Annotated in this window: 11 protein-coding genes; 3 read left to right on the top strand and 8 right to left on the bottom strand. The window is 62.2% G+C overall.

The features are described 5' to 3' along the window. Nucleotides 1–292 precede the first annotated feature (292 nt). The 5 genes from VNV36_RS17820 to pvdM all read right to left on the bottom strand — a co-directional run bounded on the left by VNV36_RS17820 (nt 293) and on the right by pvdM (nt 8,221). The gene (locus VNV36_RS17820; protein WP_325718952.1) at nt 293–2,776 is read right to left on the bottom strand and encodes a TonB-dependent siderophore receptor; all 2,484 of its coding nucleotides are present in this window, start codon (nt 2,774–2,776) and stop codon (nt 293–295) included. Between the two features lie 115 nt (nt 2,777–2,891). Continuing rightward, the gene (locus VNV36_RS17815) at nt 2,892–4,541 is read right to left on the bottom strand and encodes a cyclic peptide export ABC transporter (RefSeq protein ID WP_325718949.1); all 1,650 of its coding nucleotides are present in this window, start codon (nt 4,539–4,541) and stop codon (nt 2,892–2,894) included. Between the two features lie 108 nt (nt 4,542–4,649). Further along, nucleotides 4,650–5,537 carry a dihydropyoverdine dehydrogenase gene (gene pvdO, locus VNV36_RS17810; protein WP_325718947.1) on the bottom strand — a complete coding sequence of 296 codons (888 nt, stop codon included), beginning with the start codon at nt 5,535–5,537 and terminating at the stop codon, nt 4,650–4,652. 36 nt (nt 5,538–5,573) lie between these two features. Beyond that, nucleotides 5,574–6,860: a pyoverdine-tailoring periplasmic protein PvdN gene (pvdN, locus tag VNV36_RS17805; protein WP_325718945.1), complete on the bottom strand. Its 1,287-nt coding sequence runs from the start codon at nt 6,858–6,860 to the stop codon at nt 5,574–5,576. Beyond that, nucleotides 6,857–8,221: a pyoverdine-tailoring dipeptidase-like protein PvdM gene (gene pvdM / locus VNV36_RS17800; RefSeq protein WP_325718943.1), complete on the bottom strand. Its 1,365-nt coding sequence runs from the start codon at nt 8,219–8,221 to the stop codon at nt 6,857–6,859. The genes pvdN and pvdM overlap by 4 nt, the downstream gene beginning before the upstream one ends. 205 nt (nt 8,222–8,426) lie before the next feature. Between pvdM and pvdP the strand changes: the two genes are divergently transcribed. Further along, nucleotides 8,427–10,052, top strand: coding sequence for a pyoverdine maturation tyrosinase PvdP (gene pvdP / locus VNV36_RS17795; protein ID WP_325718941.1), 1,626 nt, complete (start codon nt 8,427–8,429; stop codon nt 10,050–10,052). A 274-nt stretch (nt 10,053–10,326) separates the two neighbouring features. Here the strand turns inward: pvdP and VNV36_RS17790 are convergent, their stop codons facing one another. The 3 genes from VNV36_RS17790 to VNV36_RS17780 are packed head-to-tail and all read right to left on the bottom strand — an operon-like array spanning nt 10,327 to nt 14,869. Next, nucleotides 10,327–11,724, bottom strand: coding sequence for an efflux transporter outer membrane subunit (locus VNV36_RS17790; protein ID WP_325718940.1), 1,398 nt, complete (start codon nt 11,722–11,724; stop codon nt 10,327–10,329). 7 nt (nt 11,725–11,731) lie between these two features. Further along, nucleotides 11,732–13,705: a MacB family efflux pump subunit gene (locus VNV36_RS17785; RefSeq protein ID WP_325718939.1), complete on the bottom strand. Its 1,974-nt coding sequence runs from the start codon at nt 13,703–13,705 to the stop codon at nt 11,732–11,734. Beyond that, entirely contained in the window at nt 13,706–14,869 is a 1,164-nt protein-coding gene (locus tag VNV36_RS17780) for an efflux RND transporter periplasmic adaptor subunit (protein WP_325718937.1), read from the bottom strand. A gap of 278 nt (nt 14,870–15,147) precedes the next feature. Between VNV36_RS17780 and VNV36_RS17775 the strand changes: the two genes are divergently transcribed. Together VNV36_RS17775 and VNV36_RS17770 are read left to right on the top strand one after the other, a co-directional pair. Further along, entirely contained in the window at nt 15,148–15,630 is a 483-nt protein-coding gene (locus VNV36_RS17775; protein WP_325718935.1) for a sigma-70 family RNA polymerase sigma factor, read from the top strand. Nucleotides 15,631–15,761: 131 nt separating this feature from the next. Next, nucleotides 15,762–17,099 carry a lysine N(6)-hydroxylase/L-ornithine N(5)-oxygenase family protein gene (locus tag VNV36_RS17770; RefSeq protein WP_325718933.1) on the top strand — a complete coding sequence of 446 codons (1,338 nt, stop codon included), beginning with the start codon at nt 15,762–15,764 and terminating at the stop codon, nt 17,097–17,099. Nucleotides 17,100–17,594: the final 495 nt, after the last annotated feature.

The following is a 17,594-nucleotide window of genomic DNA, read 5'->3' as shown; positions in this document are numbered from 1 at the left end:
AGCGACCGTACGACGCAGTCGTACACAGCGAGTGTAGGTGCAGCGAAGCCAACCGGAGCCGCTGCGCCCGGATCGGTCCCGTAACGAAGGTACCCCGAGCCCCAGCGAGCGGGCCGTACGCCGGGGCAAAGCCTTTTTGGTTACTTTTTTGGCGTTTGGAAAAAGTGACCCGCCGTAAGGGCGGAACCCTAAGTAGCCTTCACCGCAGCAACGGATATGCCCCCCCAATCCCAAAAACCAAAAAGCCCCGCATCTCACAATGCGGGGCTCTCTCACAGCTCAAATAAAAAAATCAGAAATCAGCCTTCACCGACATCACAAAATTACGCGGCTCACCGTAGAAGTTACCGAACCCCTCGGTTCCGATGGTCGCGTAATAACGCTTGTCAAACAGGTTATTTCCGTTGAGCGCCACCGACCAGGTGTCATCAATCCGATAACCAATGCGACCATTCCAGACCGCATAACCCGCGCCATCGACATTGTCCCCGCCCAGAGGCGAAACCCGGTAGGTGCCCGTCTGCGCATTGACACCCGCACCAATGGTCACACGATCCAGCGGCCCGCTCAGGCTGTAGTCGCCCCACACGCGCAACAGGTGACGCGGCACGTAAGAGTTGTAGACCGCGCCATCCTGAGTGGCGTCGGCATCTTCCAGCACCTTGGTCTGGGTGTAGGTATAACCGGCCAGCAATTGCAGACGATCAATCACTTCACCACTGACTTCAGCTTCGAAGCCCTGAGCGCGGACCTTGCCCGAGTTGATCTGGCAGGAACTGTCTTCGCAACGCAGGTCATCCTGCGCCGCATCCTTCTGAATGGTGCGGAACAGGTTGAAGGTGCTGTTCAGGCGACCGTCGAACCACTCACCCTTGATCCCCAATTCGTAGCTCTGGCCGATCAGCGGCTTGAGCGTGCTGCCGTCGATGGTTTTATACGAGCCCTGCGGGGTGAAGATGTCGGTGTAGCTGGCGTAGGCGGTCAGGTTGTCGTTGAGGTCGAACAGCAGGCCGGCGAACGGCGTGACCTGGCCGGTTTCGGTGGACTTGGTGTTGACCTCGCTGCCTTCGCCGCGAAAGTACTGCACCGAATCGGTGTCGGATTTGTACCAGCTCACCCGGCTGCCGAGCACCAGGGTCAGCGGGTCGGCCAGTTTCAGGCGGGCGATCGAATAAGCGCCGTATTGCTTGATGTGCATGTCCACCGGGCCGCCACGGGAGGCGTTGGCCAGGTAGTAGCTTTCGTCCGGCTGCGCAATGTGGTGGTTCGGATCGAACACGTTCTGGCGCTGGGGCAGTGCCGCCACCGCGTAGAAGTCGTCCTTGTGCGAACGACTGGCGTTGGCGCCGACGATCAGCTCGTGCTGCTGGCCGAAGGCATCGAATTTGCCATCGACGTAGGCGTCGAAACCGTAGTCGCGCTGGTCGTAGTCATAGGTACTGCCGAGCATCAGCGTATTGGTGGCAGTGGCGCCTAAGGGCACTGTGCCGCTCGGGAAGGAGTATTCCATGTCCTGAGTGTTGCGCGAGTAGACACCGGCGACCTTCAGCGACCAGTCGTCGTTGAACTGGTGTTTGACGTCGGCGAAGTAGGTGGCGCGTTTGCTGCGCTGGTTGTTCCATGCAGTGTTCAGGCAGGTCGAGCGTTTGAGGTGCAGGTCGGAGCCGTCGGCGTAGCGCGGCAGGCCGCCCCAGCATGGTGTGGCGTCGACGTCTTCATAGGCCATGCCCAGGCCCAGAGTGGTGTCGGGGCTGAGGTCGAAGTCGAGCGCGCCGTAGTAGATCTGATCGCGGCGTTCACCCACGTCGTAGAAATACTGCCGGGTCTGCTGGGTGACCACGGCGCGACCACGTACGGTGCCGGCGTCGTTCAGCGGGCCGCCGGTGTCGACCTGGCCACGGTAGTTGTCCCAGGTACCGGCCGACAGCGACAGCTGCGTGTGCGGGGTGTCCTGGCCACGCTTGCGCACGAAGTTGACGCCGCCGGCGGTGCCGCCCGCACCCTTCATCATGCCGGCGGCGCCACGGAGGATTTCCACGCGGTCGTAGATGGCCATGTCGCTGTTGAAGCTGTCGGCCTGGACGTAGCTGCTGCCGATGTCCAGCGGCACGCCGTCGTACTGGTACTGGCCGGTCATGCGGAAACCGCGCGAGTAGAAATATTTGCCGCCCATGGGCGAGTCGTAGACGGTGATGCCCGGGGTCTTCTCCATCACCTGCTCGATGGTGTTGAGGTTCTGGTCATCGAGCATCTTGCGGGTCATCACCGTGACCGACTGCGGCGTTTCCTTCAGCGAGTGCACGCCCTTGCCGATGGTCACGCCGCCGGTGGTGTAGGAGTTGCTGCCTTCGGTGGTGGCGCCGAGGCGGTTGGCGTTGACGTTGGTCGGGGCCAGTTCCATCGCACTGCCGCCGGTGGCCGGGCCGAGCACGGTGACGGTGTTGCCGTCACGCTGATAGCGGATACCGGTGCCGCTCAGCATCGCCTTGAGCGACTCGTCGTCCTGATAGCGCCCGTTGAGTGCGCTGGAGCGCAGGCCTTGCAGGCTTTCCGGGCTGTAGACGATCTGCAGGCTGGTCTGCTGACCGAGGGTCTGCAGGGCCTGGGCCAGTGGTTGGGCAGGAATGTTCAGCGTCCATTCCTGAGCCTGGACATAAGGCGCTGCCGCGAGGGTCAGTGCCAGCCCCAGGCCGCTACCGGCCAGGCGAGTGCGGGTCGCGCCGTGCATCAGCAAGGCTCGAGTCAATGGGCGAAGCATGAAACGGGATGCGGACATGAGGGTAAGACCTTGGCAGGTATAGTTGTTAATGGTTCTTATTCATCTCATTAAGACGAGGAAGCCGCGGCAAACCGGAAAAGTTTTTTCTCCGGCCCGGTCGCGGCTTCTTCGATCAAGCGGTTTGCAGTTCGCTTTTGACCTTGCCGGCCTCCATGCGCACGAGTTGATCGGCAACGTCGAAGTAACGGTCGTCGTGGGAGATCACGATGATGGTCTTGCCCAGGCGCTTGAGGTCGGGCAATAGCTCGGTGTAGAAAATCCGCCGGAACGTCGGATCCTGATCCGCTGCCCACTCGTCGAACACCAGCACCGGCCGTTCTTCGAGCCAGGCGTTGACCAGCGCCAGGCGTTTGCGCTGGCCGGTGGACAGGTCGGTGGTGCTGAAAGCGCCGTCGCGCACGCTGACCTTGTGCGCGATCTCCAGACGTTCGAGGTAGCGGGTGGCGTCCTGCGGGACCTGGCGATCGCCCTGAATCAAGTCATCGAACAGGTAGTAGTCGGCGAAGATGGTGGTGAAGTTCTGCCGGTAATCGTCACGGTTGACGGCGCTGATCGGCTTGTCGTTGACGCGGATTTCGCCCTCGGTCGGCGCGTACAGGCCCAGCAGCAATTTGATCAGGGTGGTTTTGCCGCAGCCGTTCTCACCAACGATGAACACGATGTCGCCCTGTTCGATGCGCAGGTTCACCGGTCCGAGGCGGAACGGTTCGCTGCCTTCCACGGCCGGGAAAGCGTAGCGCACGTTGCGCAGTTCCAGGCTTTCGACGGCGGCGGGCTTGTTGCCCTGATCCTCCAGCAACAGGTGCGGTTCCGGCGAGGAGAACTGTTCGCTCAGTTCGGCAATACGGCGGAAGGCAATCTGCGCGCGGCTGATGATCGGCAGGGTGCTGATCAAATGTTCCAGCGGCCCCTTCATGTACAGCAGCACCAGTACGAAACCGCTCATCACCGCTTTGTCGGCACTCGGCCACAGCGATTGCAGGGCCAGGGCCATGCCGATGACCACGAAGAACAGCATCGAGCCAAACGACTTGGCGATGACGAAGGTGTTGATCGATTTGATCTGGGTGTCGCAGATTTTCTCGGCGGTTTGCTGAATGCCGGCAACGAACATGCGCTGGCGGCGCGGGCGGTGGATGCGCAGTTCCTTGGCGCCTTCGGCGATCGCGTTGTAGTGCTTTTGCAGTTCGTCCTCGCAGTCGCGGGCGGCATAGAAACCGCGCATGCCCTTGGCCCGGGCGATGGCCTGGATGGTGGTGCCGATGGCGATGGCCACCAGCATCATCAGGAACATCGGCCACGACAGCATGGCCAGATAGCCGAGGCAGCCGAGGGTCACGGTCATCGAAATTGCGAGCGGCGCGAAGGCGAAGGCGAAGTCGCTGATGGTGTCGACGTCGTGGGTCAGTACGGGAATCAGTCGATGGCTGCGATAGCGTTCGATCTGGTCGATCGGCGCCGACAGGACTTTCTCCCCCAGCTCTTTGCGCAGCCTGGCGATGATGTGCTGGCCGACGTAGTTGGTGCCGATGTCCGACAGAATCGTGGTCAGCAACGCCAGGGCACACAGGCCGGCGAAGATCATCACCACCGTGCCAGTCAGACCGTCATCGGAATGCAGGGCGTTGTTGATGGTCGCCAGCAGCACGGTGACACTCAGGCCGCCGAGCATGCCGAGCACGATAGAGGCCGAAACGATCAGGCGGAAGGGCTTGAGCAGGGCGAACAATTCGTTGATCGCCCCACGCGTAGGCTTGGTCATGGAGGATTCCTGCTTCGATGCGGTGGGAGTGCCGGTACTTAAGGAAAACGAATGGTCGCGGAGTTTCTTTAAACGAGCGCAGTCGGGCTGCGCTCGTGCGGAGCAGGATCAGAGGTCGCGTACTACGCGAAAGCCCAGCCAGTCACCTTTGCTGGTCGGCCAGCTGCTGTTGCGGTTGCCGGAGCGCGAGAAGATCGGTGCCTCGCCCCAGTCGTTGCCACGCATGACCTGGCGTTCGCAGTTTTCCTGAGTCCATGGGCGCCCGTCGGCAGGTACGCCAGAGTAGTCCGGGTGATAGCAGTCGGCGGTCCACTCGTAGACGTTGCCGTGGGCGTCGAACACACCAAATGCGTTGGCCGGGAAGGTGCCGGCCGGCGAGGTGAAGTTGTAGCCGTCGGCCGCGCCGTAGGTGTTGGCGTGTCTGGAAATCTGGTAATCCTTGCCCTCATCGAAGGGGAACGGGAAAGGCCCGGTGCTGCCGCCCCGGGCAGCGTATTCGCGAATCGATTCGCTTTGCAGGCGATAGGCATGGCCGGTCTTTTTCGACAGCCAGTCGATGTAGCCCTGGGCTTCGGCGACGTTCATGCACACGGCCGGGTCGCGTGGCGTCTGTTTGAATTCGGGCTTGCCGGCGGTGCAGCGCCGGCCGGGGCGGTCATCGAAGTCGTAGGGCTTATTGCCGGTCTCGCGCACATACGCATCCCACTCGCGCACCAGCACCTGAAAGCGGCTGATGGCAAACGGTTTGCTGAAGGTCACCGTGTGCAGCGGGCCTTCATCGGGCTGGCGGCCGACTTCATCGTCCGGCGTGCCCATGGTGAAACTGCCGGTCGGCAGCACCACCATTTCCGGGCAATCCTTGCAGTCCTTGAACCCCTTGCCCGCAGCGGGCGCCGTGGCTGCCAGTGCGTTGCCGGGCAACAGCGCGGCGCACAGGGCGGTCAGCGCCAGCGCGGGCAGGGCTTTGAAGGTGAGTGACGCGTGAGGCATTTTCATGGGTCGTCTCTTTGAAAGGAAAACGGCAGTCGAGGATCAGGCGCGCAGCTTTTTGCCGAGGATGGCCATGAAGCGATCCACTTCGGCTTCGCTGTTGAGCAAGCCCGGCGCGGTACGAATCACCGGCCCGACATCGCGGCTGACCGCATCGCAGATCACCCGGTTTTGCATCAGCCAGGCAGCTACCGCATCGCTGTCCTGGCCCTTGATCCGGAAGAAGGTGAAACCGGCGGAAAACTGCGGATCGAGCGGGGTGACCAGTTCGATATTGCGGTGCTCCTGCAAGCGTTGCTTGAGGTAGCTGTTGAGCTGATGAATGCGCGTCTGCACCTCGGCCTTGCCCAGTTGCAGGTGCAACTTGAAGGCTTCGTCCAGCGCCCAGCGATGTTCGAAGGCGTGGTAGCCGCCCGGGGTCATGATGGTGGAGAAAGCGCTGGCCTCGGAGAACGTCGGCACGCTAGGGCTGACGTATTTCAGTTCTTCAGTGCGGCTGCAGACGATGCCGGTGCCGCGCGGGCCGAACATCCACTTGTGCGTGCCGGCGATGAAGAAGTCGCAGTTCATCTGCGCGAAACTCAGGTCGTCGACGCCGAAACCGTGCACGCCATCGACCACGTAGATCAGCCGATCCTCGTCGCTGCGCTGGCGATTGTGCGCCTCGATCAGTCGCGAAATTTCACTGATCGGCAGCTTCACGCCGCTGCCCGAATGCACCCAGGTCATGCCCAGTACGCGAGTCTCGGGGCGGATATTGCGATTGATAGTGTCGAGCACCTCATCCAGAGAAATGCTCTGCGGGTTTTCGAACAGTGTGAGTTTGCGCACTCGCGTTCCATCGCGACGGCTGCGGAAGTCGAGAATGTTGCGTGTCGAATAGTGCTCGTGAACCGTGGTGAGGATTTCCTGATCCGCGCGCACCTGCACGCTGCCGTAGATCATCGCCAGGCCTTCGGTGGTGCTGCCGGTCAGGGCGATCTGCGTCGGTTTGGCTTGCAGGTACTGGCCGGCCCAGTGGCGCACGTTTTCTTCGCGCTTCTCGGTGACGCCAAGATCCCAATCCATCGCCAGACCCGGATTCAGATCCAGCGCCGCGCGATGGCGCTCGATGGCTTCGCGCACCGGTCTGGGATGCGAGGTGACCAGAAAATTGGCGAAGTGAATCGCCTGGGGATCCTGATCGAACAACTGACGCAACTGCGCCCATTTGTCCCGCGACGCAGTGGGCGGGGCGGCGGTTGCCGCCGGCGCATTCAGGCTGGCGCCCAGGGGCAGGGCGGCGGCGAGCAGGCCGGCCTGTTTCAGAAAGGTGCGACGATCGGTCATGGCCGGGCCAGCTCCTGGCGCGACGCCAGCGCCGGTTTGGCGGCTTTCTGCACCTGATCCCAGACGCGCATGAAGTTGCCACCCCAGAGCTTGGCGATGTCCGCTTCGGAGTAGCCGCGCTGCAGCAGTTCGGCGGTGACGTTGCGGGTCTCGCCGACGTTTTCCCAGCCTTCGATACCGCCGCCATCGTTGAAGTCCGAGGCAATGCCGACGTGGTCGATACCGATTTTGCGCACCGTGTAATCGATGGCATCGCCGAAGTCCTTGAGGGTGGCTTTCGGTTCTTCTTCGAGGATCGTGTAGAGGCCGCTGGCGTACTGGCCGAGCTTCTGTTCCGACCAGGCAGTGATGATCGGGTCGCCCGGCATCAGCGCCATGGCCAGGTTGGGCAGCGGCGGCAGATCGAAGCGCGCACGCAGCGCATTGAGTTTGTCCTGTGTGCCTTGGCTCAACGGTTTCAGGTACTGCGAGAAGGCGACTACCTGAACCACGCCGCCACTGTTCTTGATCAGTTGCAGCTCTTTGTCGCTGAGGTTGCGCGGAATATCCACCGCCGCCCTCGGTGCCGAGTGTGAGGCCACCAGCGGTGTGCGGCTCAGTTCGGCAACCTGCTCGAGGGCCTTGGTCGACATCTGCGAAACGTCGATGATCACCCCCAGATCATTCAAGCGCTGCACCGCTTGTTTGCCGATATCCGAGAGGCCGTCGAGGGCGTCGGGCGAGTCATTGAAAAACGGCAGCGGCCGCGATGAGTCGGCCCAGCTGTTGTTGCCGATATAACTGAAACCGAACATGCGCATGCCGCGCCCGGCCCACAGGTCGAGCTTGCTCAGGTCGTTGCCCAGTGGGTAGGCGTTGAGCATGCTGATGAAAATCGCGAACTTGCCTTCGCCGTGCAGACGGCGCAAATCATCCGGCGTGTAGGCGATACCGGCCTGATTGGGGAAGTCGCGGACGATCCCGGAAATGATCTTGTAGCGCACTTCCTGCTGGTTGCGCGCCTCTTCGACAAAGCCCTCGGTCGGGCGGTGCGGGGCGTTCGGGCCGTTCCACATTTCCGGCCAGCCGAACACTGTCAGCGCCGCGCCGGACAGACGTCCGCGATTGGCCTTGACCAGGTCGAACTGGCCCGAGCCATCCTTGTCGGCTTCGTGGTCGTGGCTGCCGAAACTCAGCGGCACGGTGATATGGCTGTCGAACGACAGCAGGCGATCCTGCAACTCGCTCGCCTGTTTCATCACCTTCACCGGATACCCGGGGTTGTTCCAGTAATCCCAGGCCAGAAATCCTGCGCCGGCGCTGATCGCCAAGGCCAGCGGCAGGCCGATGAATAGAGCCTTTTTCCAACGCGGTTTTGTCATTGTCATCTCATTCTGTTCGCCGTCGAGGTGCAGGCGCAGGGCCTTTGCTATCTGGGAAGAACGAGCGGCAGAACGGGGAATTTAGGCGTGCGTTACAAATGCTCGGCAACGGCGCCGCGATCTTTTGCCGGCGGCGTAAATTTCCCCACCGAGCAAACGTTCTAGCTTGGATAAAGCCTGCTTCATGGCTGACACAGGTAGGGCAATGACGATTTCTCGACGCTGGTTCATGGCGGGCATGGCACTCACGGGCGCCGCGCTGCCTGCCGCTTTTTATGCACATCGTGAGCTGACCCGCGAGGAGTTTCCGATCACCCCGGGCGAGGCCACGGTCGATCTGGCGGATACTGCCGGGCAGCAGTTGGCGGACAACCTGCGCGGCGTCTGGGAGATTCGCTTTACCGGTGCGGCGGCCGGGCTCGATGGCCTGCCGGCGCAAGGCCTGGAGCTGTTTCTCGATATCGCCCACCGTGGTCGTGGCCTGCGCGGTTATCTCGACACCGGGGCGAATTTGCGCGCCGAGGGGCCTGCGCGTTACCAGGTGGTCGGCGATCTGGCGCCGGGCAACGGCGCTGAGATGTATTGGCGTCTGCTGCGCACCGACGCGCCGGCTGAACCGCCGGTTTATGAGTTCAAAGTCAAACTGGATGAAGTCTGGGCGGCGTTCGGCAATGCCGGCAGCGCCACGTTCACCGGGCAGGTCTTGCGTCTGGATCGGCCGTTGGCGTTGCCCGAGCTGGACAATCAGTTCATCGCGATCAAACGGCGTTTTCCGGAAGCCCGCGAACGCACTGGTTTGAATTCGCAACTGTTGGCCTGGCTGGTGGCGCCCGAGCATCGATTGTTCCATCAGCTCTGGCACGCCACCCGCGACAAGTGGCACAAGCTCTCGGAGAAAAAACGCGAGGCGCTGCGCGCAATCGGCTGGCAGCCCGGGCCGCGTGACAAGGAGCGCGATGCCCGTGGGCCAAGCAAGGATCGCAACGGCTCGGGCGTGGATTTTTTCTTTATGCACCGACACATGCTCGGCATCGCCCGCTCGATGCAGGATTTGCCTTCGTGGCCGGCGTTCCCGCAGCCGCAGCCTGAGCTGGAACGTGACCGCCAGGGCTTCGCCCGCTACTTCGACAATCACGACGGCAATTCACTGCCGCCGACCTGGCTGGCCGAGGGCGATGACGAGTACACCAAATGGGTCAGCGACATCAAAGCGGCGGAGACCTTTCAGAGCAATTTTCTGGTCTGGGAATCGCAGTATCGCGATCCGCGCTATTTGTCGAAGCTGACCCTTGGCCAGTTCGGTTCAGAGGTCGAGCTGGGTCTGCACGACTGGCTGCACATGCGCTGGGCCTCGGTGGCGCGCGATCCGTCCAACGACATTCCAGTGCCGATGGCGCGGGATCAGGCGGACTTCGCTGCACGTTGGTATGCGCCGGAAAACGACTTTCTCGGCGACCCGTTTTCCTCCCATGTGAATCCGGTATTCTGGCGTTTCCACGGCTGGATCGACGATCGCCTGGAAGACTGGTTCCGCGCCCACGAGCGCTTTCATCCGGGCGAAGTCAGTCGTCTGCAGGTCAACGGCGTGCCATGGTTTGCACCGGGGCGCTGGGTGGAAGTCGACGATCCATGGCTCGGCCCGGACACCCACGGCTGCAGCACCGTACCCGGCCTGCAAGTCGGGCGCTCGGTGGAGATGGATCCGGAAACCATGAAACTGGCGCTACGCATCACCTTCGGCGCCGAAGACAACATGGCCGACCTGTTCCGCAAGGTGCCGCAGCGCCCATGGTATGCGCGGCATCTGAAGGTCAAAGGGCGACAGCTTTAGGCACACAACGCAATATCCCTGTAGGAGCTGCCGAAGGCTGCGATCTTCTGATCTTGATTCGAAAGCAAGATCAAAAGATCGCAGCCTCGTTGCACTCGTCAGCTCCTACCAGCCACCCCAGCGCTTTGTACAGCGCGAGCGCCGTATTCAATTTGCCCTGGGTTTGCACAGGGTGGACACGATATCCGTGTAGGAGCTGCCGAAGGCTGCGATCTTCTGATCTCGATTCGAAAGCAAGATCAAAAGATCGCAGCCTCGTTGCACTCGTCAGCTCCTACAAGATCACCTGCCAACCACCCCCCAACGCTTTGTACAAGGCAATGCTCGCCTGCAGCCGCGACAGGCGCAGTTGCACGTTCAGGTCCTGCGCGGCGTAGAGGGTGCGCTGGGTTTGCAGTACGGTGAGCAAGTCTTCGGCGCCGGCCTGATAGCGGCTCTGGGCGATGTCGAAGGCGGTTTGTGCCTGGTGCAATTCTTCGCTTTGCCACTGCCGTTGTTCGTCGAGACCGCGAATGCTGTTCAGGGCTTTTTCGACGTCGGCGAACCCGTTGATGATCGCCCCGCGATAGGCCTCCAGCAATTCGTCCTGACGGGCCTTGGCCTTGTCACGTTCGGCGCTGAGGCGGCCGTTGTTGAAGATCGGCGCAGTTAGGCCTGAAGACAGGTTGTAGAACGTGGTGCGCAGCAGGTCGGCGGCCAGATCGGCGCCACTGCCCAGACTGGCCGTCAGGGTGATTTTCGGCAGCATCGCGGCGCGGGCGACGGTGACATCAGCCTGGGCCGCCGCCAGTCTGGCCTCGGCGCTGGCAATGTCCGGACGGCGGCTGAGCAATTCACTGGGCACGCCGCTGGCGATGTCCGGCCAGTGCAATTGGGCGAAGGATTGTTTGGGCAGTGGCAATGCTTGCACCGGTTGGCCGAGCAGGGCGGCGAGGCTGATCAGCGCTTCGCGGGCCTGTTGTTGCACCAGTGGCAGGCGGCGCTGCTGTTCGGCCACCAGGCTTTTTTGCTGAGCCAGTTCCAGCGCGGTGGCGCTGCCGGCATCAAAACGGGTCTGCACCAGATGCAGCACGTTCTGCGCATTGGCCAGATTGAGTTCAGCAATGCGCGCCTGTTCTCGCAGCGCCAAAGCCTGGGTGTAACTGTTGGCGACGCCACTGAGCAATGTCAGTTCGACGGTGGCGCGATCAAACTCGCTGGCCTGTACGCCAAACACGGCACTGTCACGTGCGGCACGATTGCCACCCCAGAAATCGATCTCGTAGCTGGCGCTGAGCTCGGCATCGTAATAGTCCAGCGAGCGATTTTCAGGGCTGACATCCAGTTGGCTGTAACCCTTGCCGTGGATGAGTTTTTGCCGGTTGGCGTTGAGCCCGGTCTTGAGCTCCGGCAGCAGCGGGGCGCCAGCAATTGTCGCACTGGCCTGGGCCTGTCTGACCCGCGCGACTGCCGCAGCGAGGTCGTAGCTGCCCAGCCTGGCCTGTTCCACCAGCTGATCCAGTTCAGGACTGCCGAACTGCGTCCACCATTGTCGATTGCTTTGCAGCGCACCGGGGTGGTCGGCTGATTGCCACGCGCTCGGAGGCTGCACGCCGCTGTCCAGACGCGGCGCCGGGCTACTGCAGGCCGTCAGCAACAGGCTGGCGGCGAGGAACGTCAGTCGCACTTTCATAGGTCGGTCATTCACTGGTAAGGGCCGTGACCGGGTCAAGCCGGGCAGCTTTGCGGGCCGGCATAAAGCCGAAAATGACACCGGTGACCAGCGCACAGGCAAACGCGCCAATCACCGCCAGCGCTTGAAAGGCAATCGCCACGCCGCTGAGCAACAGCACGCCGCCCACCAGCAGCGCCAGGCCGATCCCGGCAATACCGCCGACCACCGAGAGCATCAGCGCTTCGGTGAGAAACTGGCGCAGAATGTCGCGCTGGCGCGCACCGGTGGCCATGCGAATACCGATCTCGCGGGTACGCTCGCGCACGGTCATCAACATGATGTTCATCACGCCGATGCCGCCGACCAGCAGCGAGATCGCCGCAATCGCCCCCAGCATCAACGACAGCGTGCCTTGTGTGCGCGCTTCGGCCTGAATCATTGCGGCGTTGTTGGTCAACTCGAAATCCTTCTTGCCGTGGTGGCGACGCAGCATCGCCTGCTCGATGGCTTGCTCGGCGTCCTTGACCTTGCGCGCATCCTTGGCGGCGATCACCACGTATTGCGGGTTGCGACTGCCGAACAGGCGCATGCTCGCCGCCGAATAAGGCACGGCGATGCGGTTGTCGCTATCGGAGTCGCCAGAGCTGGCGCCTTTTTCGGCGAGCACGCCGAGGATCTGGAACGGCACGTTTTCGATGAGGATGTATTGGCCGATCGGGTCGGCGACATCCTTGAGCAACCTGTCACGAACCTTGGTGCCGATCACCGCGACAGCGGCTGCGCTGTCCTCGTCGGCTTGGGTGAAATAGCTGCCCTGGATCACCGGCCAATTGAAAATCACCGGGAAATTGGTGTCATTGCCGCCGACGTAACTGCTGTGATCGGCATTGCCAAAGCGCACGCCGGCGGTCGAGCCGTTGACCGGCATGATCCGCTCCACCTGAGGCAGGGCGGACAGCTCGGCGACGTCGTCGAGGGTGATGATGCCCTCCGGCGTGCGCGGGTTGGGCGCCGCGCCGCTAAGGTAAATGATGTTGGAGCCGAACGCGCCCATCTGCGCCATGACCTGACGCTTGCTGCCTTCGCCAACGGCAAGCATCACCACCACCGAAGCCACGCCAATGACGATGCCAAGCAACGTCAGCGCGGTGCGAAAGCGGTTGATCCACATCACCCGCCACGCGGCTTGCACGGCGTCGACCAGTTCACCTTTCCAGGCGCCGGTCTTGCTGCTGCCGCTGCTCAGCCGCTGGCGCAGGTCGACCGCTTGCAAGGTGCCGGGATTGGCCGTACGCGGCGATGGGGGCGCGTGCCCGGCGCTGTCACTGATGATCAGGCCGTCGCGGATTTCGATGATGCGCCTGGCTCGTTGCGCCACTTCGCGGTCGTGGGTGATCAGGATCACCACATGGCCTTGATCGGCCAGTTCGTCGAGCAGGGTCATGACCTCGGCACCGCTGTGGCTGTCGAGGGCGCCGGTCGGCTCGTCGGCGAGGATGATGTGGCCGCCGTTCATCAGCGCACGGGCAATCGACACCCGCTGTTGCTGACCGCCGGAGAGTTGATGCGGGCGGTTGCCGGTGCGGCTGCCCAGGCCGAGGCGTTGCAGCAGTGCGAGGGCGCGGGCATGGCGCTCAGCGGCCGGGGTGCCGGCATAGATGGCCGGCATCTCGACGTTTTCCTGCGCCGAGCCGGACGGGATCAGGTGATAGCCCTGAAAGACAAAACCGAATGCTTCGCGGCGCAGCCAGGCCAGTTCATCGCTGTTCAATTGCGCGACGTCTTCGCCGGCGAAGCGGTATTCGCCGCTGGTCGGGCGGTCGAGACAGCCGAGGATGTTCATCAGCGTCGATTTGCCTGAGCCGGAGGCGCCGACGATGGCCACGAACTCACCAGCGTGAATCGACAGATCGATCCCGCGCAGCACTTCCACCAGCGGGCTGTCATCGCCGCCGTAGGCTTTGCGGATCTGCCGCAGGTCGATCAGGGGCGTGTGCATTCAGCCTCCGTGACCGCTGGCCGGCGCGCTGAGAATATGTTCGCCCTCGGCCAGACCTTCCAGCACCTGGGTGCGCAGGCGATCGCTGATGCCGGTGCGTACTTCCCGCGCCTGAATGTCGCCGTTGGCGGCGACGATCTGCGCCCATTGCCACTGCGGGCGCGAACCCGGCTGCAGGGCGGCGCTGGGCACCGTCAGGGTGTCCTGGGCCTGTTGCGCGACGAAGAACACTTGGGCGGTCATGTCGGTCATCAGGCTGTGATCGGCGTTGTCGACATCCAGCAGCACGGTGTACAGCACCACTCGCTCGCTGCCGCTGCGACCGCTGGTGGGGCTGCCGCCCTGATTCTGTTCCAGTGGACGCGGCGGTACCGGGAGGATTTGCCGTACGGTGCTGCTCCAGCGTCGGCTGCCGCCGCTGAGGGTGGTGAAGTAGGCACTCATGCCGGGTTTGACATGGCCGATGTCGGCTTCCGATACCTCGGCCCACACGGTCATCGGCGATAGCCGCGCGATGCGCAGGATCAGTGGGGTTTGTTGTTGCGCGTTGAGCGTCTGGCCTTCTCGCGCACCGACGGCGACCACGGTTCCGCTCATGGGGGCGTAGATGCGCGTGTAACCGAGTTCCGCCTCGTCGCTGCGCAGGCTGGCCTGGGCCTGACGGATCTGCGCCAGGAACATGTCGATGCGCGCCTGCGTCGCGCGGACTTCGGCGCGGGCGGTCTGCACGTCTTCTTCGCGGGTGGCGCCACCGGCGGCAAGTTTCTGCTGGCGCTGGTATTTCTGCTGTGCCAAGTCGTGCTGGGCGCGTTGTTCCTGCAGTTGCGCCTTGAGGTTTTCGATGGAAAAGCGCCCGGCATCGAGCCTGGCTTTTTGCGTCGACGGGTCAATCTCCACCAGTAACTGGCCTTCCTTGACCGTGTCACCAGCCTCGACGTGGATCTTCTGAATCTGCCCGGAGGCTTGCGCGCCGACATCCACGTACCGGCGCGGTTGCAAGGTGCCGAGCGCCGTCACGCTGTTTTCGATATTGCCGCGGCTGACCTGCACGGTTGCTAATGCGTCGCGGCCGGGTGGCAGGACCTGCCAGGCGGCAACGGCGATCACGGGAATCAGGCAGAGGGCGGCGAACAGGGCGCGTCGAGCAGGGCGGGGACGTTTCATGCAGGGTTCCGGCCAGTGGTTGCGGCCCGTCGCAAGGCACGACAGACACGGGGGCTGTCCTGTAGACGAGGCATGTGCCGGGTAATTTAGCCGCAGACACATCGAGTGACCGGTCACTGACGCAGGACTATTTGTCCAGATATGGAATCAGTTCTTTAAATCTATATGAGAATTACTATAAATTACGCTCTTCAAGCTGCCACTATCTTGCTACCGCCTATTGCGCAGCCGGATCAGTGTGCGCAAGGACAGAAACAGCATCGATGTGGTCGGGAGTCATGTTGGAAAACTACTATCGTGAGCTGGTGTGTTTCCTCAACGCCAGATTGGGCAACCGTCAGGTCGCCGAAGATGTGGTGCATGACGCCTATGTACGGGTGCTGGAGCGTTCCAGCGAAGTACCGATCGAACAACCCCGGGCCTTCCTCTATCGCACCGCATTGAACCTGGTCATCGACGATCACCGTCGCAACGCGCTGCGCCAGGTCGAATCGCTGGATGTGCTGGATAACGAAGAGCGCTTCTTCACTCCGTCGCCCCACGGTACTCTCGATCACGGCCAACGCCTGGAGATGCTGCAGCGCGCACTGGCGGAACTGCCGCCGCTGTGCCGTGACAGTTTTCTGCTGCGCAAGATCGAAGGCCTGTCCCATCCGGAAATCGCCCAGACCCTCGGCATTTCCCGGGCGCTGGTGGAAAAACACATCGTCAACGCCATGAAACATTGCCGCTTGCGCATGCAGCAATGGGATGGCCAATGATCCGCGCCGGTTAAATTTCCGTTCATCGTCCTCGTTCCTACTCAACAGACGACCTGCTGACCTGATTCAGGCCGGTCAGGCCACCGAGGCTTTTTCCCCGCGTTGAGGGGTTCATCCAGAGGACACTGGAAATGACACAGGCAATTGCATCGCCCATCGTTCACGACCTGATCGGCGTCGGTTTCGGCCCTTCGAACCTGGCACTGGCGATCGCCCTGCAGGAACGCGGGCAGACCCAGGGCGAACTGGATGTGCTGTTCCTCGACAAGCAGGCCACCTACAGCTGGCACGGCAACACCCTGTCGACCCAAAGCGAATTGCAGATTTCATTTCTCAAGGATCTGGTGACCCTGCGCAACCCGACCAGTGCGTACTCGTTCGTCAATTACCTCAAGCACCATGGGCGGCTGGTCGACTTCATCAACCTCGGCACCTTTTATCCATGCCGCATGGAATACAACGACTACCTGCGCTGGGTCGCCGGGCAGTTCACCGCGCAGAGCCGCTACGGCGAAGAGGTGCAGTTCATCGAACCGGTGCTGCACAACCAGCAGGTTGAAGCGCTGCGGGTGATCTCTCGCGGCAGCGACGGTCAGCAATTTGTGCGCACCACCCGCTCAGTGGTGGTCAGCGCCGGTGGCACGCCGCGTATTCCCGAGGCGTTCAAGACACTGAAGGGCGATCACCGGGTGTTTCACCATTCGCAGTACCTCTCGCAGATGGCCAAACAGCCGTGTGTGAACAATCAACCGATGAGCATCGCGATCATCGGTGGCGGGCAGAGTGCGGCGGAAGCCTTCATCGACCTCAACGATTCGTTCCCTTCGGTGCAGGTCGACATGATCCTGCGCGGCTCGGCCTTGAAACCTGCGGACGATAGCCCGTTCGTCAACGAAGTGTTCTCGCCGGAGTTCACCGACCTGGTGTTCCAGCAGAACAGCGTCGAGCGCGAGCGCCTGGTCAACGAGTACCACAACACCAACTATTCGGTGGTCGACATTGACCTGATCGAACGCATCTACGGCATCTTCTATCGCCAGAAGGTGTCCGGGATTGCCCGTCATGCTTTCCGCACCCTGACCACCGTCGAGAGCGCCACTGCCACGGCAAACGGCATCGAACTGGCAGTGCGCAACAACGCCACCGGCGAGGTCACTGTGCGAATCTATGACGCCGTGGTGCTGGCCACCGGTTACGAGCGGCAAATGCACCGTAAGTTGCTGGCGCCCCTGGAGGAATACCTCGGTGAGTTCGAGGTCGATCGCCACTACAAACTGATCACCGACGAGCGCTGCAAGGCCGGCATTTACATGCAGGGCTTCTGCCAGGCCAGTCATGGTCTGAGCGATACGTTGCTGTCGGTGCTGCCGATTCGCGCTGACGAAATTGCCGGCTCGCTGTATGAGCATGGCAAACAGCGCGGGCACAGCCGCTCGGTGGCGGAGCTGTTGTTGGCCACTGCCAGCTGAATTCTGTTGCGCCGGCCACACCGCCTTCGCGAGCAGGCTCGCTCCCACAATGGTTCTGTGTACGCAGGGCAAAATGTGGGAGCGAGCCTGCTCGCGAAGGCGCCCTTGCCAACACTGAAATGCTGAATTCTGAACCCTTCCTGAACACCCGCCACATTCCCCGCAAACTGCTCTTCCAGCCGTTTTGCTCCCGGCGTAAGCTTCGCGCGTTTTCATCAATTGCGGAGACCCACAGTGGGTACTTGTTCGAGTGACAGTTGTCGGCCGGTCTCGGTAACCGGCAGATTCTCGGCAAGATAACGCGCAGCTTTTCTCTGCCGTTGTCTCGCCGTAACAGCGAGCAGCGGCATCCCGTGCACGGCCATTTCCGGATCGTGTCTCGACGTCCTTCTCATCGACGCTGACCCAGCGTGATTGCGACCTCACCGTCGTCATCGCAGCCTGTCTACACGCCTGTCATTCGTGACCGGCGCGCCACGCCTTGCCGTGCCGGTT

Origin of the sequence: Pseudomonas sp. (assembly GCF_035554175.1) — a bacterium.
Lineage (GTDB): Bacteria > Pseudomonadota > Gammaproteobacteria > Pseudomonadales > Pseudomonadaceae > Aquipseudomonas.
The sequence above is the reverse complement of the archived record's forward strand: the minus strand, read 5'-3'. Positions and strand labels throughout refer to the sequence as shown.

Coding starts and splice junctions, on each gene's coding strand:
- pvdO (WP_325718947.1), bottom strand. CDS start 5,537: ATGAAAATGCCTCACGCGTCACTCACCTTCAAAGCCCTGCCCGCGCTG.
- VNV36_RS17775 (WP_325718935.1), top strand. CDS start 15,148: ATGTTGGAAAACTACTATCGTGAGCTGGTGTGTTTCCTCAACGCCAGA.
- VNV36_RS17790 (WP_325718940.1), bottom strand. CDS start 11,724: ATGAAAGTGCGACTGACGTTCCTCGCCGCCAGCCTGTTGCTGACGGCC.
- VNV36_RS17785 (WP_325718939.1), bottom strand. CDS start 13,705: ATGCACACGCCCCTGATCGACCTGCGGCAGATCCGCAAAGCCTACGGC.
- VNV36_RS17770 (WP_325718933.1), top strand. CDS start 15,762: ATGACACAGGCAATTGCATCGCCCATCGTTCACGACCTGATCGGCGTC.
- pvdP (WP_325718941.1), top strand. CDS start 8,427: ATGACGATTTCTCGACGCTGGTTCATGGCGGGCATGGCACTCACGGGC.
- pvdN (WP_325718945.1), bottom strand. CDS start 6,860: ATGACCGATCGTCGCACCTTTCTGAAACAGGCCGGCCTGCTCGCCGCC.
- VNV36_RS17780 (WP_325718937.1), bottom strand. CDS start 14,869: ATGAAACGTCCCCGCCCTGCTCGACGCGCCCTGTTCGCCGCCCTCTGC.
- VNV36_RS17820 (WP_325718952.1), bottom strand. CDS start 2,776: ATGTCCGCATCCCGTTTCATGCTTCGCCCATTGACTCGAGCCTTGCTG.
- VNV36_RS17815 (WP_325718949.1), bottom strand. CDS start 4,541: ATGACCAAGCCTACGCGTGGGGCGATCAACGAATTGTTCGCCCTGCTC.
- pvdM (WP_325718943.1), bottom strand. CDS start 8,221: ATGACAAAACCGCGTTGGAAAAAGGCTCTATTCATCGGCCTGCCGCTG.